At 71.8% G+C, this 20,912-nt stretch carries 21 protein-coding genes and 1 tRNA gene; 13 read left to right on the top strand and 9 right to left on the bottom strand.

Annotated elements, in window-relative coordinates:
• Positions 1-133 precede the first annotated feature (133 nt).
• Together chpH and ACFY0P_RS41315 are read right to left on the bottom strand one after the other, a co-directional pair.
• Entirely contained in the window at positions 134-367 is a 234-nt protein-coding gene (chpH, locus tag ACFY0P_RS41320) for a chaplin ChpH (protein ID WP_123978334.1), read from the bottom strand.
• 162 nt (positions 368-529) lie between these two features.
• Positions 530-1,855, bottom strand: a complete 1,326-nt coding sequence (locus ACFY0P_RS41315) for a M20/M25/M40 family metallo-hydrolase (protein ID WP_388925785.1) — start codon at positions 1,853-1,855, stop codon at positions 530-532.
• Between the two features lie 210 nt (positions 1,856-2,065).
• On the opposite strand from ACFY0P_RS41315, the gene ACFY0P_RS41310 reads away from it, so the two are divergent.
• Positions 2,066-2,153 (top strand) — tRNA-Leu (locus tag ACFY0P_RS41310).
• A gap of 91 nt (positions 2,154-2,244) precedes the next feature.
• Here ACFY0P_RS41310 and ACFY0P_RS41305 read toward each other — a convergent pair.
• Together ACFY0P_RS41305 and ACFY0P_RS41300 are read right to left on the bottom strand one after the other, a co-directional pair.
• Entirely contained in the window at positions 2,245-2,481 is a 237-nt protein-coding gene (locus tag ACFY0P_RS41305; protein ID WP_388925782.1) for a DUF397 domain-containing protein, read from the bottom strand.
• Between the two features lie 3 nt (positions 2,482-2,484).
• Entirely contained in the window at positions 2,485-3,351 is an 867-nt protein-coding gene (locus tag ACFY0P_RS41300; protein WP_388925779.1) for a helix-turn-helix domain-containing protein, read from the bottom strand.
• A gap of 242 nt (positions 3,352-3,593) precedes the next feature.
• Here ACFY0P_RS41300 and ACFY0P_RS41295 point away from each other — a divergent pair, with 242 nt between their 5' ends.
• From ACFY0P_RS41295 to ACFY0P_RS41280, 4 genes are all read left to right on the top strand, one after another.
• On the top strand, positions 3,594-4,037 hold the full coding sequence (locus ACFY0P_RS41295) for an ATP-binding protein (protein WP_388925776.1): 444 nt from the start codon (positions 3,594-3,596) through the stop codon (positions 4,035-4,037).
• 360 nt (positions 4,038-4,397) lie between these two features.
• A complete protein-coding gene (locus ACFY0P_RS41290; protein WP_388925773.1) occupies positions 4,398-8,264 on the top strand; it encodes a Pls/PosA family non-ribosomal peptide synthetase in 3,867 nt (1,288 codons plus the stop codon).
• Between the two features lie 80 nt (positions 8,265-8,344).
• A complete protein-coding gene (locus ACFY0P_RS41285; protein WP_388925770.1) occupies positions 8,345-9,718 on the top strand; it encodes a M1 family metallopeptidase in 1,374 nt (457 codons plus the stop codon).
• An 11-nt stretch (positions 9,719-9,729) separates the two neighbouring features.
• Entirely contained in the window at positions 9,730-10,128 is a 399-nt protein-coding gene (locus tag ACFY0P_RS41280; protein ID WP_388925767.1) for a YchJ family protein, read from the top strand.
• A 2-nt stretch (positions 10,129-10,130) separates the two neighbouring features.
• Here the strand turns inward: ACFY0P_RS41280 and ACFY0P_RS41275 are convergent, their stop codons facing one another.
• A complete protein-coding gene (locus ACFY0P_RS41275; RefSeq protein WP_388925764.1) occupies positions 10,131-10,832 on the bottom strand; it encodes a FadR/GntR family transcriptional regulator in 702 nt (233 codons plus the stop codon).
• Between the two features lie 171 nt (positions 10,833-11,003).
• On the opposite strand from ACFY0P_RS41275, the gene ACFY0P_RS41270 reads away from it, so the two are divergent.
• The gene (locus tag ACFY0P_RS41270; RefSeq protein ID WP_388925762.1) at positions 11,004-11,525 is read left to right on the top strand and encodes a gluconokinase; all 522 of its coding nucleotides are present in this window, start codon (positions 11,004-11,006) and stop codon (positions 11,523-11,525) included.
• 46 nt (positions 11,526-11,571) lie between these two features.
• The gene (locus ACFY0P_RS41265) at positions 11,572-12,969 is read left to right on the top strand and encodes a GntP family permease (RefSeq protein WP_388925759.1); all 1,398 of its coding nucleotides are present in this window, start codon (positions 11,572-11,574) and stop codon (positions 12,967-12,969) included.
• Positions 12,970-13,268: 299 nt separating this feature from the next.
• Here the strand turns inward: ACFY0P_RS41265 and ACFY0P_RS41260 are convergent, their stop codons facing one another.
• From ACFY0P_RS41260 to ACFY0P_RS41250, 3 genes are all read right to left on the bottom strand, one after another.
• Positions 13,269-13,892: a cytochrome b/b6 domain-containing protein gene (locus ACFY0P_RS41260; protein ID WP_388925756.1), complete on the bottom strand. Its 624-nt coding sequence runs from the start codon at positions 13,890-13,892 to the stop codon at positions 13,269-13,271.
• A complete protein-coding gene (locus tag ACFY0P_RS41255; protein ID WP_388925753.1) occupies positions 13,876-14,616 on the bottom strand; it encodes a molybdopterin-dependent oxidoreductase in 741 nt (246 codons plus the stop codon). Before ACFY0P_RS41255 ends, ACFY0P_RS41260 begins: the two co-directional genes overlap by 17 nt.
• 87 nt (positions 14,617-14,703) lie before the next feature.
• A complete protein-coding gene (locus ACFY0P_RS41250) occupies positions 14,704-15,723 on the bottom strand; it encodes a hypothetical protein (RefSeq protein ID WP_388925750.1) in 1,020 nt (339 codons plus the stop codon).
• A gap of 360 nt (positions 15,724-16,083) precedes the next feature.
• Here ACFY0P_RS41250 and ACFY0P_RS41245 point away from each other — a divergent pair, with 360 nt between their 5' ends.
• The 4 genes from ACFY0P_RS41245 to ACFY0P_RS41230 all read left to right on the top strand — a co-directional run bounded on the left by ACFY0P_RS41245 (position 16,084) and on the right by ACFY0P_RS41230 (position 18,302).
• The gene (locus tag ACFY0P_RS41245; protein ID WP_388925747.1) at positions 16,084-16,977 is read left to right on the top strand and encodes a DMT family transporter; all 894 of its coding nucleotides are present in this window, start codon (positions 16,084-16,086) and stop codon (positions 16,975-16,977) included.
• A 33-nt stretch (positions 16,978-17,010) separates the two neighbouring features.
• The gene (locus tag ACFY0P_RS41240) at positions 17,011-17,520 is read left to right on the top strand and encodes an NUDIX hydrolase (RefSeq protein ID WP_388925744.1); all 510 of its coding nucleotides are present in this window, start codon (positions 17,011-17,013) and stop codon (positions 17,518-17,520) included.
• Between the two features lie 78 nt (positions 17,521-17,598).
• Positions 17,599-17,991 (top strand): YidH family protein, encoded by a 393-nt coding sequence (locus ACFY0P_RS41235; protein WP_388925741.1) that lies wholly within the window; start codon positions 17,599-17,601, stop codon positions 17,989-17,991.
• The gene (locus ACFY0P_RS41230; protein ID WP_388925738.1) at positions 17,988-18,302 is read left to right on the top strand and encodes a DUF202 domain-containing protein; all 315 of its coding nucleotides are present in this window, start codon (positions 17,988-17,990) and stop codon (positions 18,300-18,302) included. The genes ACFY0P_RS41235 and ACFY0P_RS41230 overlap by 4 nt, the downstream gene beginning before the upstream one ends.
• 57 nt (positions 18,303-18,359) lie before the next feature.
• On the opposite strand, the gene ACFY0P_RS41225 is transcribed toward ACFY0P_RS41230, so the two are convergent.
• Complete coding sequence (locus ACFY0P_RS41225; RefSeq protein WP_388925735.1) at positions 18,360-19,301, bottom strand: NADP-dependent oxidoreductase; 942 nt, start codon at positions 19,299-19,301, stop codon at positions 18,360-18,362.
• A gap of 128 nt (positions 19,302-19,429) precedes the next feature.
• On the opposite strand from ACFY0P_RS41225, the gene ACFY0P_RS41220 reads away from it, so the two are divergent.
• Positions 19,430-19,726 (top strand): hypothetical protein, encoded by a 297-nt coding sequence (locus tag ACFY0P_RS41220; RefSeq protein WP_388925732.1) that lies wholly within the window; start codon positions 19,430-19,432, stop codon positions 19,724-19,726.
• Between the two features lie 162 nt (positions 19,727-19,888).
• The gene (locus tag ACFY0P_RS41215) at positions 19,889-20,911 is read left to right on the top strand and encodes a phosphotransferase family protein (RefSeq protein WP_388925729.1); all 1,023 of its coding nucleotides are present in this window, start codon (positions 19,889-19,891) and stop codon (positions 20,909-20,911) included.
• The last annotated feature ends 1 nt before the right edge of the window (position 20,912 follow it).

Below are 20,912 nucleotides of genomic sequence, written 5' to 3'. Positions count from 1 at the left end.
GAATTCCCCCCTGCCTTGGATCCTGACCTAACATTCACCGCAGAGAAAACCTGCGGAAAAACCGGTCGGCCCCGGAGCGCATGGCGCGCGCTCCGGGGCCGACGGAATGACGGCGCCCCTCAGGGAGTCGGCGTCACTTGTTGATGCAGGTGTTGCCGAAGGCGGGGTTCAGCAGCCCGATCACGGAGATCGTGTTGCCGCAGACGTTCACCGGGACGTGCACGGGAACCTGGATCACGTTGCCGGAGACGACACCCGGGGAACCCACGGCAGCGCCCTGGGCACCCGAGTCGGCGACGGCCAGGCCCGCACCCGCGAGAACCAGACCACCAGTGGCAGCCGCAGCAGCGACGACCTTCTTGAGCATTATTCCTCCTTGTTGGCAATGCGATTCCAAGTAGCGGATCGCATGAGATGTAACGAGGAGGGAGTAATGGAGCTACGAGCTTATCGTCGCATTCACTCTTTTCAGTCGACCTCGTACAGCCGCCCGATTAGCTGAAGCCAGGGCTTCACGACGCGTACGGCTTCACGACGCGTCGATGAAGCGGTCGAGCACGCGCACCCCGAACTGGAGCCCGTCCACCGGCACCCGCTCGTCCACGCCGTGGAACATGCCCGCGAAGTCCAGCTCCGGCGGCAGCTTGAGCGGCGCGAAGCCGAAGCCGCGGATGCCGAGGTCGTCGAAGGACTTGGCGTCGGTGCCGCCGGAGAGCATGTAGGGGACGGCCTTGGCGGTCGGGTCCTCGGCGAGCAGCGAGGACTGCATGGCCTCCACCAGGGCCCCGTCGAAGCTGGTCTCCAGCGCCTTGTCGGAGTGCACGTCCGCGCGGACCACGTTCGGGCCGAGGATCCGGTCCAGGTCGGCGAGGAACTCCTCCTCGTGGCCGGGCAGGAAGCGGCCGTCCACGTGCGCGGTGGCCTCGCCGGGGATGACGTTGACCTTGTAGCCGGCGTTCAGCTGGGTCGGGTTGGCGGTGTTGCCGAGGGTCGCGCCGATCAGCTTGGCGATGCCGCCGAGCCGGGCCAGCGTCGACTCCATGTCCTCCGGGTCCAGCTCGGTGCCGAGCGCGTCGCCCAGCTCGTCGAGGAAGGCCCGGGTGGTCTTGGTGACCCGGACCGGGAACTTGTGCCGCCCGAGCCGGGCCACGGCCTCGGAGAGTTCGGTGATCGCGTTGTCGCGGTGGATCATCGAGCCGTGCCCGGCGGTGCCGGCCACCTTCAGCTTCATCCAGTGCATGCCCTTCTCGGCCGTCTGGATGAGGTAGAGCCGGCGCTGCTCGCTGACCGTGAAGGAGAATCCGCCGACCTCGCTGATCGCCTCGGTGACGCCCTCGAAGAGGTCCGGGTGGTGGTCGACCAGGTGCCGGGCACCCCAGGTGCCGCCGGCCTCCTCGTCGGCGAGGAAGGCCAGCACGATGTCCCGGGGCGGCTTCCGGCCGCTGCGCAGCCGGTCCCGTACGACCGCCAGGGTCATGGCGTCCATGTCCTTCATGTCGACGGCGCCGCGGCCCCACACGCACCCGTCCGCGACCTCACCGGAGAAGGGGTGGTGGGTCCAGTCGTCGGCGTTGGCCGGTACGACATCGAGGTGGCCGTGGATCAGCAGGGCGGGCCTGGACGGGTCCGCGCCCTCGATGCGGGCCACCGTCGAGGCGCGGCCCGGGTGCGACTCGAAGATCTTCGGCTCCAGGCCGACCTCGGCGAGCTTCTCGGCGACCCACTCGGCGGCCTTGCGTTCGCCGGGACCGGAGTGGTCGCCGTAGTTGCTGGTGTCGAACCGGATCAGCTCGCGGCAGAGGTCCACGACCTCGTCCTCGCCGGTGACGCCCCTGGCCGTGTCCGTCTCGCTCACGCTGCTTCCTTCCGCTGTCACTGCCGCCCGGTCCCCGCCATCCTCTCTCCCTTCCCGCGCGGACCCAAGGCCGGTCCCGGCCCGTCACACGCCGTTCACGCCCGCGAGCCACGGAACGGGGTGTGATCGGCCACCCCCGAAAGCCTGGTAGTGTTTCCTCCGTCGCCGCGGGGGAAACCCACACGGAACATCTCGCACGACAGACACCTTGTCCGGGTGGCGGAATGGCAGACGCGCTAGCTTGAGGTGCTAGTGCCCTTTAACGGGCGTGGGGGTTCAAGTCCCCCCTCGGACACCACGAAGAAACCCCTGCTGAGCAGGGGTTTCTTGGTTTTTGAGCGGTTTCGGAGCGGAGTGCGGGCGACCACCTCGCGGTGGGCGCCGCTGTCTCAGCCGAGGTCGACCGGGCCGCCTATTCGGCCGTCACGGAGGGCCACGGCGGAGGTGAACGCGCGGAGCGTGGTGCGGTCCAGCAGGAGCACGGGCCCGTCGGGCCGCTTGCTGTCGCGGACGGCGACCGTCGCCTCGTCGACGATCCCGCATTCCACGCAGTCGGACTGTGATGCGGACGCCGAGGACTTCCACCAGGTCACCGGCAGAGTCGACGCGTCGTCAACGTGCTTCATTCGCTATTCGTTCTTCCTTATCTGGGTGATCAGTTCCACCGACGCCTCGACGGACTCGGCGGCAGACGTGAGGCGTTGCCACGCGGCCCGGTGCGTGGAGACCCGATCACGTTCCTCGATGTACAGGGCGGAGGTCAGCCCTTCCTGGTGGACGACGTCCAGGTCCGTGTGCGGACCGAAGCCCAGGATGCTGAAGGTGCCGGTGAGCCCGGCGTGCAGGGGAGCGTCCGATCTCAACACCTGGATGTTGATGTTCGGGCGCCGCCCCATCGTAAGCAGGCGCCCCAACTGGTCGTACATCAGGGCGGGATCCTCGGTGGTGGAGCGCAGGGCCTGTTCGGAGATGATCGCCCAGAGCGCCAGCGGGTCGGTGTCCCGGGTGAGGACGGCCTGGCGTGCCAGCCGTACCTCGACGAGCGCGTCGACCCGTGCCTCGACCGCCTCGGACATGGCGGTCGCCCGGATGATCTCGCGGGCGTACTCGGCGGTCTGGAGCAGTCCGGGGACCATGCCCAGCTGCCAGGTGGAGACCGTCTCGGCCTCCGCCTCCAGGCTGATCAGGTCCTCGTACACCGGGGTGAGGACACCCCGGTACGAGTGCCACCAGCCGCGCCGGCCGCCCTCCTTGGTGAGCGTGATCAGGGCCGCGCGCAGTTCGTCGCTGACGTCGCGGCCGAGTTCGCCGTACAGGTGGAGCAGCGCCTCGATGTCCGCTGCCTTGGGGGCGGTCTTGCCGGTCTCCATCCGGGACAGCTTGGAGGAGACGAACGCGCCCTCGGAGTGCTCGGCGACCTCGTCGAGGGTGAGTTCGCCGCGCAGTTCGCGCAACTTCGCACCGAGCCGTCGCCGGCGCACCGTGGGCGTGCTCACGGGGTCCCCCTTCTCTCCGGTGAACTGCCCGACAGTCTGCCCGTGCCGCCCCTACCCCCGCCACCGACTGACGACTTGTGCCGCAAGTCTCTCAAGGCGATGCGCAATATTTCACATCCCGTGGGACGTATTGCTATCGACTGTGCCGTGAAGGCACCATGAATCCGGGAAATACGACAGTGACCGCACTCGCATGGCGAACTACCGTGCCTGCGTTGGGACATGCCCGTGAGGGGATGCACATGATCGAACGCCAGCGGAGCACCACGACCGAACCCCGCCCCGTGCAAGTCGCCCCACCGCCGGTCCTGTTACTGGCCAGCGAGCCTCAGTCGGCCAAAGCCGCCCGGCTGTTCGTGAGCGACTTCATCGCGCACCACACCCCCGACGCCTCCCGCGACCACATCGACGCGGTCGCCCTGGTCACCTGTGAGCTGGTCACCAACTCCCTGCGCTACGAGACCGACCCGGACGACCCGGTCCGTCTCCTCATCGACACCGACGGCTCCCGGACCCGGGTCGAGGTGCACGACCCGCTGGGCCGCCATCCCCGGCTGCGGCCCATCTCGGTCGAACGCGACCGCGGGCGCGGTCTGCTGATCCTCGACGCGCTGTGCTCGGGCCGCTGGGGTGTGGGCAATCTGCCCTGGGGCAAGTCCATCTGGGCGGAGGTCAGCGCCGTGTGACGTCCGGCGCTCCGTGACGTTTCCTCCGCCCCCACGGCGACGGCCGGTTCCGCGGCGTTCTCTCCCCCCTCTTCGCCGCAGGGCCGGCCGTTGTCGTACGGGCCGCCGGACACATGGAGTTGACCTGCCTCACGCTGTGTGTCCCATCTCTCGTCGTGCGCCAGGAACCGCAGGTCAGGAGTTGCTCAAGATCCAAGGGACTGCTCCGAACGGCCGTCTCCAGGTGGCCGCGAAATGAACGCGCGCCTAGCGTCGTACTAATATTTCCGGCTTGTTACCTAGCCGGAGCCGGACAACCCCAGGCAGACCTGCGGGCCCGCCGGCACCCCGGAGGTTCCGGGAACGAGACGCGAGGACCGGATGGCAGCGATTGACGAGAGCAGTGCTCTCGGCCTGCTCGACGAAGAGATCCGCGAGGAGTTCGGGGACACGGCGCGATTCTCGGCCGGGGCGGCGGCTTCGCCGCGCACGCTCGTGGACGTGTTCGAGGCAACGGTACGGGCGCACCCCGATGAGCCCGCACTGGACGACGGCACCACCCAGCTCACCTACCGCGCGCTCGCCATAGAGGTGGCCCGACTGCGGCGGCGGCTCGCCGAGGCCGGGATCGGGCTCGGGGACCGCGTGGGCGTCCGGGTCCCCTCCGGGACCAACGACCTCTACATCGCCGTGCTCGGCGTCCTCGCGGCCGGCGCCGCCTACGTTCCCGTCGACGCCGAGGACCCGGACGAACGGGCCGCCCTGGTGTTCGGCGAGGCGGAGGTGGCGGCCGTCCTCGGCGAGGGGCTGCACATCGACGTACGCCGCGCGTCCGAGCAGCCCTCCGGGCGCCCCGGCGCGGAGCACGACGCCTGGATCATCTTCACCTCCGGTTCCACCGGCAGGCCCAAGGGCGTCGCCGTCACCCACCGCAGCGCCGCCGCCTTCGTGGACGCCGAGGCCGCGCTGTTCCTGACCGAGGAGCCGATCGGGCCCGGCGACCGGGTCATGGCGGGCCTCTCGGTGGCCTTCGACGCCTCCTGCGAGGAGATGTGGCTCGCCTGGCGCTACGGCGCCTGCCTGGTGCCCGTGCCGCGCTCCCAGGTCCGCAGCGGTGCCGACCTCGGCCCCTGGCTGGTCGAGCAGGAGATCACCGTCGTCTCGACCGTGCCCACCCTGGCCGCCCTCTGGGAGCCCGAGACCCTCAACGACGTCCGCCTCCTCATCTTCGGCGGCGAGGCCTGCCCGCCCGAGCTGGCGCAGCGCCTGGTCACCGAGGGCCGCGAGGTCTGGAACACCTACGGGCCCACCGAGGCCACCGTCGTCGCCTGTGCCGCCCTGATGACCGGCGAGGAGCCGATCCGCATCGGGCTGCCGCTGAACGGCTGGGAGCTCGCCGTGGTGGACGACGCGGGCGAGCCCGTGGCGATGGGCGAGAGCGGCCAGCTGGTGATCGGCGGGGTCGGCCTCGCCCGGTATCTCGACGCCGAGAAGGACGCGGAGAAGTACGCGCCACTGGAGTCGCTGGGCTGGGAGCGGGCGTACCGCAGCGGCGACCTGGTGCGCGCCGACCGCGAGGGGCTGGTCTTCCTCGGCCGCGCCGACGAGCAGATCAAGCTCGGCGGCCGCCGGATCGAGCTGGGCGAGGTCGACGCGGCCCTCCAGGCGCTCCCCGGTGTCGCGGGCGCGGCCGCGGCCGTGCGGACCGCGCGCAGCGGCAACCAGCTCCTGGTCGGCTATGTCGTCACCCAGGACGGCTGGGACCACGCGGCCGCCGTCGAGAAGCTGCGCACCGAGCTGCCCGCGGCCCTCGTCCCGCTGCTTGCGCCGGTCGCCGAGCTGCCCACCCGCACCTCCGGCAAGGTCGACCGCAACGCCCTGCCCTGGCCCCTGGAGGGCCTGGAGACCGGCGGGCCGGCCGAGCAGCTGTACGGCACCGAGGCCTGGCTCGCCGAGCAGTGGACCGAGGTCCTCGGCATCCCGGTGGGCGGCGCCTCCGACGACTTCTTCGCGATCGGCGGCGGCAGCCTGTCCGCCGCCCAGCTCACCACCCGGCTGCGCACCCGCTACCCGAGCGCGGCCGTCCTCGACATCTACCAGCAGCCGGTGCTGCGCAAGCTGGCGCGCCGGCTGGAGGAGTCCGTGCAGGACGACGGCGCCGAGCGGACGATCGCGCCGGTGCCGCGCAGTGCCCAGTTCGTACAGCTGCTGCTCCTGCTCCCGCTGTTCACCGTCCTCGGGCTGCGCTGGACGGTGGTTCTCGCGGCGCTCGGCAACGTGCTGGGCGGCTACGGCTGGCTGCCCACCGCGCCCTGGTGGCTGGTCGGCCTCGGGGCCCTGGCCCTGTTCACCCCGCCCGGCCGGATCGCGGTCGCGGCCGGCGGCGCACGGCTGCTGCTGCGGGGCGTGAAGCCCGGCACGTACCCGCGCGGCGGCTCCGTCCATCTGCGGCTGTGGGCGGCGGAGCGGCTGGCCGAGTTCGCCGGGGCGACCACGCTGACCGGGTCCTGGCTGGAGCGGTACGCGCGGGCGCTCGGCGCCAAGATCGGTCCCGAGGTGGACCTGCACTCGCTGCCGCCGGTCACCGGCCTGCTCAGGGTCGGTCGGGGCGCGGCCGTGGAGTCCGAGGTGGACCTGTCCGGCTCCTGGCTGGACGGCGACCGGCTGGTGATCGGCCCGGTCCGGATCGGCGCCCACGCGGTCGTCGGCACGCGCAGCATGCTCTTCCCGGGCGCCCGCGTCGGCAAGCGCGCCGAGGTGGCCCCCGGCTCCGCGGTCACCGGGCAGATCCCGACCGGCCAGCGCTGGGCCGGCGCCCCGGCGGTGAAGCTGGGCAAGGCCAAGCGGAACTGGCCCAAGCACCGGCCGCAGCGCGGCACGTACTGGCGGGTGATGTACGGCCTCACCGGGCTCGGGCTCAGCGCCCTTCCGGTGCTGTCCGGTGCGGCGGCGCTGCTGGTCGCCGGGCGTTTCGTGACCCCGGGCGACGGCCTGGCCGAGGCCCTGCGGGGCGCGGCGGTCGCGCTGGTCCCGGCCACCCTGGCCTTCGGCCTGGCGTACGCGCTGCTGATCCTCGTCTCCGTACGGCTGCTGAGCCTCGGGCTGCGCACCGGCACCTATCCGACGCACAGCCGGACCGGCTGGCAGGCGTGGACGGTGTCCCAGCTGATGGACCGCTCCCGCGAGACGCTCTTCCCGCTGTACGCGGGCCTGGTCACGCCGGTGTGGCTGCGGCTGCTCGGGATGCGGATCGGGCGCGGGGCCGAGGTGTCGACCGTGCTCGCGCTGCCGAGCCTGACGACGGTCGGCGAGGGCGCGTTCCTGGCCGACGACACGCTGACCGCGCCGTACGAGCTGGGTGGCGGGTATGTGCGGATAGGGCGCGCGGAGATCGGGCGGCGGGCGTTCCTCGGGAACTCCGGGATGACCGCGCCGGGCCGCAGCGTGCCGGACGGCGGGCTGGTGGGTGTGCTGTCGGCGACGCCGAAGAAGGCCAAGAAGGGCACCTCGTACCTGGGGCTGCCCCCGGTGAAGCTGCCGCGCAGCGCGGCCGACGGCGACCAGAGCCGGACGTACGAGCCGCCGGCCCGGCTGCTGTGGGCGCGGGCGCTGGTGGAGACGTGCCGGATCGTGCCGGTGCTGTGCTCGGTGGCGCTGGCCGGGCTGACGGTGGCCGCCCTGGGCGCGCTGGGTGCCTGGGCGCCGCTCCTTTCGGGGCTTGTGCTGCTCGGCGCCGGGGCGGTCGCGGGCCTGGTCTCCGTGCTCGCCAAGTGGGTGCTGGTCGGGCGGCACCGCAGCGGGGAGCACCCGCTGTGGAGTTCGTTCGTATGGCGCAACGAGCTGGCGGACACGTTCGTCGAGGTGCTGGCGGTGCCGTGGCTGGCCGGCTCGGTTCCGGGTACACCGGTGATGACGGCCTGGCTGCGCGGCCTCGGCGCCCGTATCGGCAAGGGTGTCTGGGTGGAGAGCTACTGGCTGCCGGAGACGGATCTGGTCACACTGGAGGACGCGGCCACCGTGAACCGCGGCTGTGTCCTGCAGACTCACCTCTTCCACGACCGGATCTTGCGGACGGATACTGTGGTTCTCCGTGAGGGCGCCACCCTGGGCCCTGGCGGGATCGTGCTGCCCGGCAGCACGATCGGGGCCCGCACCACCCTGGGTCCCGCGTCGCTCGTCATGGCGGCGGAGTCGGTCCCCGACGACACCCGCTGGCTCGGCAACCCGATCGAGGCATGGCGTCCCTGAGCGCGGGCCGTCCGGTGGTGGCCGCGGGCATCGGTGCACCGAGGGACGGTTCGAGCACAGCGCAGGGAGCGAACGCGGAAGTGGCAGTGCAGCAGTCGGCGGGTCCGGACCCGTACTTCCCGGACAACGGCGATCCCCGGTACCGGGTGCATCGCTATGAGCTCACGCTGGACTACCGGCCAGGACCCAACCGCCTGGCCGGCATGGCCCGGATCAACGCGATCGCGGGCCGTGCCGCGCTGCCGGAGTTCCAGCTGAACCTGGCCGACTTCAAGATCGGCCGGATCCGGGTGGACGGCCGCCAGCCGCACTGGACGCACCGGGGCGGCCGGCTGCGGATCAAGCCCGCGAAGCCGCTGCGCGCCGGGGCCGCCTTCACCGTGGAGATCCACTGGTCGGGCAACCCGAAGCCGGTGAACAGCCCCTGGGGCGGGATCGGCTGGGAGGAGCTGACGGACGGCGCGCTGGTGGCCAGCCAGCCGATCGGCGCGCCCTCCTGGTTCCCGTGCAACGACCGGCCGGCCGACAAGGCGTCGTACCTGCTCTCGGTCACCTGCCCGTCGGCGTACTCGGTGGTGGCCGGCGGCCGGCTGCTCACCCGGACCACGAAGGCGTCCACGACGACCTGGGTGTACGAGCAGGCGGCGCCGACGTCGAGTTATCTGGTCGGCCTCGCCATCGGCAAGTTCCAGACGGTGCTGCTCGGCGACCCGGGCTTCGGCGGGATCCCGATGCACGGCCACATACCGGCGCAGCTGCTCCCCGAGTTCTCGAGGGACTTCGCACGGCAGCCCGCGATGATGGACCTGTTCCAACGGCTGTTCGGGCCTTACCCCTTCGACGAGTACGCCGTCGTCGTCACCGACGAGGAGTTCGACGTCCCCGTCGAGGCCCAGGGGTTGTCGCTGTTCGGCGTCAACCACGTGGACGGGGCCCGGGGTTCGGAGCGGCTGGTGGCGCACGAGCTGGCGCACCAGTGGTTCGGCAACAGCGTGTCCATCGCCGACTGGCGGCACATCTGGCTGAACGAGGGGCTCGCCAAGTACGCGGAGTGGCTGTGGTCGGAGCGGTCCGGCGGCCGTAGCGCGCAGCAACTGGCCGCCATCGCACACCGGTTGCTCTCCGGGCTGCCGCAGGACATCCGGATCGCCGCGCCGGGCAAGAAGGCGATGTTCGACGACCGGCTCTACGAGCGCGGCGGGGTCACGATCCACGCGATCCGCTGCGCGCTCGGCGACGAGCGGTTCTTCCACATGCTGCGCGCGTGGGCGGGGCTGCACCGGGGCGGGTCGGTGACGACCGCGATGTTCACGGCTCACGTCAACCGGTTCGCGGACGAGCCGCTGGACGGTCTCCTCGACGCCTGGGTGCACCGCACGGCGCTGCCCGCGCTGCCCACCCTGGCCGTCCCGGTACGTCCGGCCCAGCCGCCCACCAACGCCGAGTCGGCGTAGGGGGCGGGGCCGTGGCATCGAAGCGACCCCGGCAGCAGTCCGCCGCCGCCTGCCCGTGCGGTCTCCGGGAGACGTACGAGAACTGCTGTGGCCGGTTCCACCGCGGTGCGGCGGCGCCCACCGCGGAGGCGCTGATGCGCTCGCGCTACAGCGCCTTCGTCAGGCGTGACGAGCCCTACCTGCTGCGCACCTGGCATCCCCGGACCCGCCCGGCCCGGCTGGACCTGGACCCCGGGATGCGGTGGACCGGTCTGGAGATCCTGGCGGCGACCGACGGCTCGGCCTTCCACTCCACCGGCACGGTGACCTTCCGCGCCTCGTACCGGGACGGCTCGCTGCTGGAGCGCAGCCGGTTCGAGCGGGTCGACGGGGTCTGGGTGTATCTGGACGGGGAGTTCCCGGAGCAGTAGCGCTACGGCGCCAGGATGTCCAGCTCCTGGAGGGCGCCCACCGTGATCTCGCGGGTCAGCTGTTCCGCGCGGGGGGCGTCGCCCTCGCGTACCGCCTCCGCGAGCTGGACGTGGAGGGTGACGGCGGCCGGGTCGGGGTCCTCGAACATGACCTCGTGGTGGGTACGGCCCGTGAGGACCTCGGCCACGACGTCGCCGAGCCGGGCGAACATCTCGTTGCCCGACGCCACCAGGATCACCCGGTGGAAGGCCACGTCGTGGAGCAGGTACTTCTCCAGCGCGTGACCGCGTGAGTGGGCGACCATGCCGAGGGCGCACTCGGTGAGCTCGGCGCACTGCCCGGCCGTGGCGTGCCGCGCCGCCAGACCGGCCGCCACCGGCTCGATCGCCGAGCGCAGCACGGTGAGCGAGCGCAGCTGGTGCGGGCGGTCGGCGCCGGCCAGGCGCCAGCGGATGACCTGCGGGTCGTAGACGTTCCACTCGGCCTTGGGGCGGACGGTGACGCCGACCCGGCGGCGGGACTCGACCAGGTGCATGGATTCGAGGACCCGGACCGCCTCGCGCATCACGGAGCGCGACACCTGGAAGTGCTGGGCCAGCTCGTCGGTGCGCAGGACGCTGCCCGGCGGGTACTCGCCCGCGGTGATGGCGGGACCGAGGGTGTCGAGTACTCGGCCGTGCAGGCCCCGGCCCGGTGTGCTCATGCACTCAGCGTACCGAGTGGATCACCGAGCCATAAAGTCAGACTTATATGTCACAGACTCTTGAATTCGTCGTACCTAATGGGTTTCAGTGAGGCCGGCACCGGATGCCGTACGCCGGTGCCTCCTCGTCGAGGTCTCGTCGAGGAACCCGAGGTAGACAGCGAGGCAGTGATGCGGACCCCTCACGTCGTCGTGGTGATGGGCGTCGCCGGCACGGGCAAGACCACGATCGGTCCCCTGCTCGCCGCCCGGCTCGGCGTCCCGTACGCCGAGGGCGACGACTTCCACCCGCCGGCCAACATCGCCAAGATGTCGGCCGGCCACCCGCTCGACGACGCCGACCGGTGGCCGTGGCTGGACGCCATCGGCGCCTGGGCGCACGGGCGGGCGGGGCTCGGCGGGGTGGTCAGCAGCTCCGCGCTGAAGCGGTCGTACCGCGACCGGCTCCGGGCCGCGGCCCCCGGCATCGTGTTCCTGCACCTGTCCGGCGACCGGCGGCTCATCGAGGACCGGATGTCGCACCGGCAGGGCCACTTCATGCCGACCGCGCTGCTGGACTCCCAGTTCGCCACGCTCCAGCCGCTGGAGGCGGACGAGGCCGGTGTCGCCGTGGAGGTCTCGGGCACCCCCGAGGAGATCACCGCACGGGCCGTGCGCGCGCTCGCCGCGCTGCCCGACCGCACCCCGCAGTAACCCCCCGTTTTCTCGTCCCCCATAACTCATAACTGCAAGGAACCCCGTGACCAGACTCAGCGTCGAGATGCTGGCAGCGGACACCGTCGCGCCCATCACCTCGGCCGGACACGCCCGGCTCGGCATCGCCGTCCTGTTGGGCTTCGCCGTCATCGTCCTGCTCATCACCAAGTTCAAGCTCCACGCCTTCCTGGCGCTGACCATCGGCTCGCTCGCGCTCGGCGCGTTCGCCGGGGCACCGCTCGACAAGGCCATCACCAGCTTCACCACCGGGCTCGGTGCCACCGTCGCCGGCGTGGGTGTCCTGATCGCGCTCGGGGCGATCCTGGGCAAGCTGCTGGCCGACTCCGGCGGCGCCGACCAGATCGTCGACACGATCCTCGCCAGGGCCGGCGGCCGGGCGATGCCCTGGGCGATGGTGCTGATCGCCTCCGTGGTCGGACTGCCGCTGTTCTTCGAGGTCGGCATCGTGCTGCTCATCCCGGTGGTGCTGATGGTCGCCAGGCGCGGCCACTACTCCCTGATGCGCATCGGCATCCCGGCCCTCGCCGGCCTGTCCGTGATGCACGGCCTGGTGCCCCCGCACCCCGGCCCGCTGGTCGCGATCGACGCGGTCCACGCGAACCTGGGCGTGACCCTGGCCCTCGGCGTCCTGGTCGCGATCCCGACCGTGATCATCGCCGGCCCGCTGTTCTCGAAGGTCGCCGCCCGCTGGGTGGACGTGCAGGCCCCGGACCGGATGCTCCCGCAGCGCCCGTCCGAGGAACTGGAGAACCGCCCCGGCTTCGGCGCCACCCTCGCCACCATCCTGCTGCCGGTCGCCCTGATGCTGTCCAAGGCACTGGTCGACATAGTCGTCGACGACCCGGCGGACACCGTCCAGCGCGTCTTCGACGTCGTCGGCTCACCGCTGGTCGCGCTGCTCGCGGCCGTGATCGTCGGTATGTTCACGCTGGGCCGGCCGGCCGGGTTCTCCAGGGAGCGGATCTCACAGACCGTCGAGAAGGGGCTCATGCCCATCGCGGGCATCCTGCTGATCGTCGGCGCGGGTGGCGGCTTCAAGCAGACGCTGATCGACTGCGGTGCCGGCCAGATGATCCTGGACGTCTCCAAGCACTGGTCGATCCCGGCGCTGCTGCTGGCCTGGCTGATCGCGGTCGCGATCCGCCTCGCGACCGGCTCGGCCACGGTCGCCACGGTCTCCGCGGCGGGCCTGGTGGCCCCCCTGGCGGCCGACATGTCGACGGCCCACACGGCCCTCCTGGTCCTGGCCATCGGCGCGGGCTCGCTGTTCTTCAGCCATGTCAACGACGCGGGATTCTGGCTGGTCAAAGAGTACTTCGGCCTGACCGTCGGCCAGACGCTGAAGACCTGGTCGGTCATGGAGACGATCATCTCGGTGGTCGCGGGCGGGCTGGTGCTGCTGCTGTCCCTGGTGATCTAGAGGCAGGACGGAGGCGGAGTCCGGCGGTGCGGTCGACGAGGCACCGCCGGACTCCTCCGTCTCGGCTGGTCGCCGTTGCGGGGGGGAGGAGGAAGCAGGGCTTCCGGGATTTCCTCCGCCGCAACGGCGATCAGCCACGAGGGAGGAGACCGGCGGTGCCCGACGTGCCGTCGGAGTGCCGCGGCGGGACGTCCCCTTCTTCTCTTTCTTCTCTCCACCGCAACGGCGGTCAGCCACGACGGAGGAGACCGGCGGTGCCCGCTACGGCGTCGGAGCTCGTTCGACGGGCGCCGCCCCGGCTACGGCCGCCACAGTGGATGTTCGCGCTTGGCCCACTGCCTGCTCACCGTGCCTGTCCGCAGGCCTCGTCTCGCCTCCGGGTCGCCCAGGGCCATGCCGATGTGGCCGGCCAGGACGATGCCGATCGTGAGGGCCAGCCAGTCGTGGACGAAGGTGGCCGAGGTGCGCCACATCAGGGGGGTGAGATGGGTGAACCACATGAGGAGGCCCGTGGCGAGCATGACGAGGGTCGCGCCGGCGATCCAGTTCGCGTAGATCTTCTGGCCGGCGTTGAACTTGCCCGCCGGGCGGGAGGACGGGCGCTTGTCGCGGCTCAGGGCGGCGTGCAGCCAGAGCTTGTCGTGGGGGCCGAAGCGGTTCAGGAAGCCGAGGTCCCTGCGGAAGGCGCGGGAGGCGAGGCCGAGGATGACCGGGACGGGAAGGGCGAGGCCCGCGCACTCGTGGATGCGGACGACCAGTTCGCGGCGGCCGACGAGGACCGCCAGCTGCGGGATGTAGAGGCAGGCGGCCGTCGCGACGCAGAGGCCCATCAGCAGCCCCGTGGTGCGGTGGATCCAGCGCTCGGCCGCGGTGAAGCGGTGCAGCCGGTCGGTGGCGGCCGGGGCCTCAGCTCGTAGGGTCATCGTCACGTCCGTTCGAGCGGCCGACCCAGGCGTCGACGTCGTAGCCGAGGTTCTCCCAGTAACCCGGTTCGACCTTGTCGGTGACCGTGATGCCCGAGAGCCACTTGGCCGACTTGTAGAAGTACATGGGGGCGACGTAGAGGCGGACCGGGCCGCCGTGGTCGTGGGTGATGGCCTTGTTCTGCATGCGCAGCGCGACCAGGACGTCCGGCCGGCGCGCCTGGTCGAGGGTGAGGCTCTCGGTGTACGCGCCGTCGAAGCAGGTGAAGTGGATCGCCTTGGCCGTGTCCCGGACGCCCGCCAGGTCCAGGAGATGGGAGAGGCGGACGCCCTCGAAGGGCGTGTCGGGGACCCGCCAGCCGGTCACGCACTGGACGTCCTTGACCAGCCTGGTCTGCGGCAGGGCCCGCAGGTCGGCCAGGGTGTACGTCTGCGGCTTGTCGACCAGCCCGTCGATCTTCAGCTGGTAGTTCGCGGCGGTCTTGTCCGGCACGGACCCGGTCACCGAGTAGTAGCGGAAGCCGCCGCCGTTCGGGAGGAGCCCGGTCAGGCCCGTGGGGTCCTTGCCGGAGAAGGCGCCGAGGACCGTCTCGGTCATGCGCTGCAGCACCGGCGCGGTCACCAGGCCGAGCGCGCCGAGACCGATCGTGCCGAGGAACACCCGGCGGCCGACCGGGTTGCCCTCCTCGGGGCGCCTGCGTTCCTCGGATTGTTCAGAGTTCACGCACTCATTCGAACACCATCGGGGCGTGCTCGGCCACGAAATCCGGCGGCCGTAAGGAATCCACAACCTCTTCTCATGAACCTCCCCTCAACCTCCCAGCGTCCGCTCCCGGGCCGCCCGGAACGCCTCGCACGGGTCGCGGTCCGGGTACGACCAGGGTGCCGGGGTGGCATGGCGGCCGATCCGCTGGAACAGGGCCGCGGCCTCGGCGTACCGGCCGGCCCCGAAGGTGGCGTGGGCGAGGTGGTTGAGGTCGATGTGGCGGCGGGGATGCTCCTCGATCCCCCACTCCAGCCACCAGTCGAAGGCGGCGCCCAGGGCGCGCAGCGCCGACGGCTCGGACCAGTGCCCGGCGGCGGCCGGGTCGGCGGGGGCCCGGCCGGTGGCGGCCAGCACCCGGTGGCGTTCGGTGTACGCGACGACCGGCAGGACGGCGAGCGGGGAGTCGGCCGGGGCCTCGGCCGCCGCGCGTTCCGCGAAGGCGCACAGCTCGTACGTCCCCAGGGTCTCGGTCTCCGCGATCCGGGCCGCCATCAGGTGGTGGGCGTGGTGGTGCTCGGGGTGACGGCGGCGCACCTCGGTGAAGACGCGGCGCGTCTCCTCGTCGGTGCCCAGGTGGCGGGCGAGCAGCAGGAGGCCGAGCCAGGGGGTGGGGTCGGCGGGGGCGAGCACGGCGGCGCGGGCGCAGGCCTCGCGGGCCCGCTCCGGCTCCTCCTTGCCGCGCAGGGCGCGCCTGACCAGGGTCACGGCGTACAGGGTGGCGGCGCCGGCGGAGCCGGGCTCGGCGAGCAGCCACTCGCGGGCCCAGGCGATGGCGTAGGGCTCACGGGCGAGGACGGTGACCCGGTGGCCGCGGCGGTCCCAGTCCTCACCCGTGTGGAGTAGCAGGGAGCGGGCGGGCTGCCAGCGGCCCTGGGCCAACGCGGCCCGCGCCGAGATGAGTTCGGCGTCGTCGAGGGCGTCGTCGGGACAGTGTTCGCACCCGGGGTGCGCTGTCGCGGGGGGAGCTTCCGCGACGGCCCGACCTGGGCGCGAGAGGGCCGGGCCTGGGCCTAAGAGGGGCGGGGTTGGGGGCACCGCGGGACTTCCTGGTTGTCGGGCTGCCATCGGCCGATCACGCACAGCAAACCCCCAGCCAAGACTTTGCGTCAAGCTGAACGGGGCTGGTACCCCGTTCAACTACCTTGTGCGTAGCGGAACTTGGCGCGCGCCGGGGTTCGGTTGGCGTACGGTGGCCGTGGGGCTCCGGGTCCCGGCTGTGGCGTACGCCATGGCGCGGGCCGCCCGGGCGTCGGACCATGGCCGTAGGGTCCCGCCGCCGTCCCGATCCGCCCACCGTGACCGACCCGGGCGGCGTGACCGAGTCAACCGCCCGGTTCCGGGTACTCCCGGAGCAATCCCCATCCGGGAGCGCTACAGTCGGCCACTACGCACTCCGTAGCCCGGCCGCAGATCGAGGTACGCAGCGTGTCCGTTCTGGTACTGATTCTCGCCGTGAGCGCGGCCTGTTGCCTGGGCTTCGGGTTCGTGCTCCAGCAGAACGTCGCCCAGAAGGCACCGCTCAGCGACTTCCTCTCGCCCCGGCTGCTGCTCGACCTGATGCGGGTGCCGCGCTGGCTGGGCGGCATCGGCCTGATGGTGGCCGGCATGATCCTCGGGGCGGTCGCCCTCGGCAAGGGCGAGATCTCCCTCGTCGAACCACTGCTCGCGACGAACCTGCTGTTCGCCCTCGCGCTCTCCCGGCACCAGACCAAGCATCCCCTCAGCCACCAGGGCTGGGCGGGCCTGATCCTGCTCGCGGGCGGGGTGACCTCCTTCATCCTGGCGGGCCAGCCACGCGGCGGCGACGCCGTCACCAACCCGCTGCGCCACTGGTTGATCATCGGCGTGATGGTCGGCATAGCCCTGCTGCTCACGACCTACGCCAAGCGGTCCCGCCTGAGCGCGGGACCCACCCTGCTCGCCCTCGCCGCCGGCCTGCTCTACGGCGTCCAGGACGCGCTGACCCGGGTCACCAGCACCCGCTTCTCCGAGGGCGGCATCATGGAGGTCCTCACCGGCTGGCAGCCGTACGGCGTGCTGGCCCTCGGGGTCACCGGGCTGATCCTCGTCCAGAGCGCGTTCGAGACGGCGGAGCTGCGCAACTCGCTGCCCGCGCTCACCGCGGCCCAGCCGCTCGCCGGGATCCTGTGCGGGGTCGGCTTCCTCGGGGACCGGCTGCGCACCGACACCGGGGCGCTGGCCTGGGAGGCGGCGGGGCTCGCGGCGATCGTGGCGGGCATCGTGCTGCTCGGACTGCATCCGGCGATGCCGCGCGGTACGGCGCCGAAGGAGCCGTCGCTGGACCTCCAGCCGCGCTGACGCCGACCGCCGTCCGCCTGCTTGGATGGCTGCATGAGCGCTGCTGACGAAATCCTCGACATCGTCGACGAGAACGACCGGGTGATCGGCACGTCCCCACGCGGCGAGGCGTACGCCCGGGGCCTGCGCCACCGGTGCGCCTTCATCCTGGCCCGCGACGCCACCGGCCGAATCTTCGTCCACCGCCGCACCGCGACCAAGCTGGTCTTCCCCTCGCTGTACGACATGTTCGTCGGCGGTGTGGTCGGCGCGGGCGAGTCCTACGACGACGCGGCGCTGCGCGAGGCCGAGGAGGAGCTGGGTGTGAGCGGTCTCCCCCGGCCGACGTTCCTCTTCAAGTTCCTGTACCACAACGAGGCCGGGCACAGCTGGTGGTCGGCGGTGTACGAGGTGCGCTGCGAGCTGCCGGTGCGGCCGCAGGTGGAGGAGGTGGCGTGGCACGACTTCCTGACCGAGGAGGAACTGGTGTCGCGGCTCGGGGAGTGGGAGTGGGTGCCGGACGGGATGGCGGCGTGGGAGCGGCTGCGGGATTGGCGGGGCTGAGGCGGGGGGAGGAACTGCGCGACCAGCCCCCACCGGCCCGCAGCCGGACGGCAACGGCCCCCGGTAGTCTTCCTGCACGTGATCGAATTCGCGCGGAACGTCCGTTTGTGGTTCGCCCCCGAAGAGGTGCGGCAGGAAGGCACCACCCCCGACTACCGCTTCTCCCTCGCCAACGAGCGGACCTTCCTCGCCTGGCTGCGTACCGCCCTCGCCCTCATCGGCGGCGGTTTCGCCGTGGACCAGTTCCTGCCCGACCTCGGCCGCGGCTGGCGTCTCGGTCTCGCCCTCGCCCTCCTCGGCTCCGGCGTCCTGTGCTCGTTGCGTGCCGTGAACCACTGGATGCGCTGCGAGCGGGCGATGCGGCGCGGTGAGGACCTGCCGGTGTCCCGGTTCCCGGCGCTGCTGAGCGTGGTCGTCGCGGTGGTCGCCGTCGCCATGGTCGTCGTCGTGCTCGTCGGGTGGGAGGGATGACGGAGCCGGCCCGCGACCCCGGGCTCCAGCCGGAGCGGACCCGGCTGGCCTGGCGCCGTACGACCCTGTCGGCGACCGTCGCCGCCGTACTCGGGGCGAAGACCGCCCTGCACGGCAGCACCTCGGCCGCCGGTGTCGTCGCCTGCGCCGCCTGCTGCGTCCTGTGGCTGGGCTTCCTCCTGGTCGCCCACCGCCGAATCCGGGCCCTCGCGGCCAGCGGCGGCCCAGCGGCGCTGACGCCCCGGCAGGCGGCCGGAGCGGTGCTGTGCACGGTCGCCATCGCCCTGTGTGCCGCCGCACTGGTCGTGTAGCCGCACTGGTCGTGCCGCCGCACTGGTTGTGTAGCCGCACTGGTCGTGCAGCCCCCCTCAGCCCTCCTCCGGCCAGTCCACGGTGACCACGAGCTTGCCCCGGGTCCGCCCCTCCTGGCTGCGGCGCTGCGCGTCGGCCGCCGCCTTCAGCGGAAACGTCTCGGCGACATGGACGGTGACCGCGCCCTGTTCCGCGAGCGCGGTGAGCCGGGTCAGGTCCGCGGCGTCGGGCCGCGCCCAGCAGTAGCGGCCGCCGAAGTCGACGACGTCCGGGTCGGCGATCGAGGCCATCCGGCCCTCGGGGGCGAGCAGGTTCGCCGAGGCGGTCAGGGCCTCCCCGCCGACGGTGTCGAAGACGGCGGCCACGCCCTCCGGGGCCAGGCCCCGCACGCGCTCGGCCAGGCCCGCTCCGTAGGTCACCGGTTCGCCGCCGAGGCCCCTGACGAAGTCGTGGTTGCGCTCGCTCGCCGTACCGATGACCCGGGCGCCGAGGTGGGCCGCGACCTGGACGGCGAGGGAGCCGACCCCGCCGGCGGCGGCGTGCACGAGGACCGTCTCGCCGCGCTTGACCTCCAGGGCGTGCACCAGCACCTGGTAGGCGGTGAGGCCGGCCAGCGGCAGGCCGGAGGCCTGTTCGAAGGTGAGGTTGCGCGGTTTGCGGGCGAGGGTGCGCACCGGGGCGGCGACGTACTCGGCGAGGGTGCCCCGGGAGAGGAAGTCCTCGCGGACGTAGCCGATCACCTCGTCGCCGACCGCGAACTCGGTGACGGCGGGGCCCGGCTGGACGACGACGCCGGAGACGTCCCAGCCGGGGATCACCGGGAAGACGGCGTCCATGATGCCGTGCAACTGACCCTCACGGCATTTCCAGTCGACGGGGTTGACGGCCGCCGCCCGGACCTTCACCAGCACCGAGTCGGGGCCGACCTTCGGGTCCTTGACCTCGCCGTACTCCAGCACCTCGGGGCCGCCGTACCGGCTGTAGCTGATGCCTTTCATGCAAATGACCCTCCGGGGTACTCGGACGCCACGCAACCGGGATGCCCGCATATGCGCGGTTCGCGTGGCAGCCTGTCCGTCGGCGTCACGCCACACTCCTGAACCCCGCACCCCCGAAGGCGAGCACCATGACCACCCTTCACCAGGAACACACCGCGCACGGCCACAGCCACGGACCGGACTGCGGGCACGACCAGGTGCCGCACGGCGACCACGTCGACTACGCGCACAACGGGCACCTGCACCGCGAGCACGGCGGCCACTGGGACGAGTGCGAGCCCGACGGTCACGTCACCCACGAGGGGCACGAGCACCGGCACGGCGACGGCTGCGGACACACCGGCGTCCTGCACGGCGACCACATCGACTATCTGCACGACGGCCACCGGCACGCCGAGCACAACGGCCACTGGGACGATCACTGAACCTGCCCTCACCCGTGGCGGCTCCCCGCCCTGCGCGCGGGGCGCCGCACGCCGTTCGGGTCGTAGGGTGGTCCCGGTCACGTTTGGCTCACTCGCTGGACGACATACCGACTGGTCGGCATCATGAGTCGGGTCCTGTCCATTCGTTCGTAGGAGCGATGCATGAGCCCCGACCACCCGCCCGGACTCGATCTCGACCGGCTGCGCGGCCTGCTCGACCGCGAGTTCCCCGGCCTGGTGACCGGTCCGCTGACCGGAAGGCTGATCGAGGGCGGACGGTCGAACCTCACCTACGCGATCTCCGACTCCACCTCGAAGTGGGTCGTACGGCGGCCGCCGCTGGGTCATGTGCTGGCCACCGCGCACGACATGCGGCGCGAGCACCGGGTGATCAGCGCGCTGTACCCGACCGAGGTGCCGGTGCCGCGCCCGGTGCTGCTGTGCGAGGACGAGGAGGTCCTCGGCGCGCCGTTCTACGTGATGGAGTTCGTGGCGGGCACCCCCTACCGCACCTCCGAACAGCTCGCCCCGCTCGGCCCCGAGCGCACCCGCGATGCCGTGCTCTCCCTGGTGGACACGCTGGTCGAGCTGCACGCCGTGGACCCCGCGGAGGTCGGCCTCGCCGACTTCGGCCGCCCCGAGGGCTTCCTGGACCGCCAGCTCCGGCGCTGGGGCAAGCAGCTGGACGCCTCCCGCAACCGCGAGCTGGCCGGCATCGAGGAGCTGCACGCGACCCTGGGCCATCGCCTGCCCGAGTCCCCGGCGCCCACGGTGATCCACGGCGACTACCGCCTGGACAACGTGCTGATCGGCGACGACGACCGGATCAAGGCGATTCTCGACTGGGAGATGTCGACGCTCGGCGACCCGCTGACCGACCTTGGCCTGCTGGTGATGTACAGCCTGCCGCTGGGCACGCCGGACTCACCGGTGTCGACGACCGCCGAGGCGCCGGGCCACCCGGACCCGCGCGAGCTGGTCGAGCGGTACGCGGCCCGGTCGGGGCGGGACGTCTCGCACATCTCCTGGTACACGGCGTTCGCCTGGTTCAAGCTCGCCGTGATCCTGGAGGGCATCCACTACCGGTACACGCTGGGCCAGACGCTCGGGCAGGGCTTCGACCGCATCGGCGACCTCGTGCCCGTCTTCATCGACCACGGACTGACCACTCTTCAGGAAGGCTGAC

It is taken from the genome of Streptomyces sp. NPDC001714 (assembly GCF_042892755.1).
Classification (GTDB): domain Bacteria; phylum Actinomycetota; class Actinomycetes; order Streptomycetales; family Streptomycetaceae; genus Streptomyces.
The sequence above is the reverse complement of the archived record's forward strand: the minus strand, read 5'-3'. Positions and strand labels throughout refer to the sequence as shown.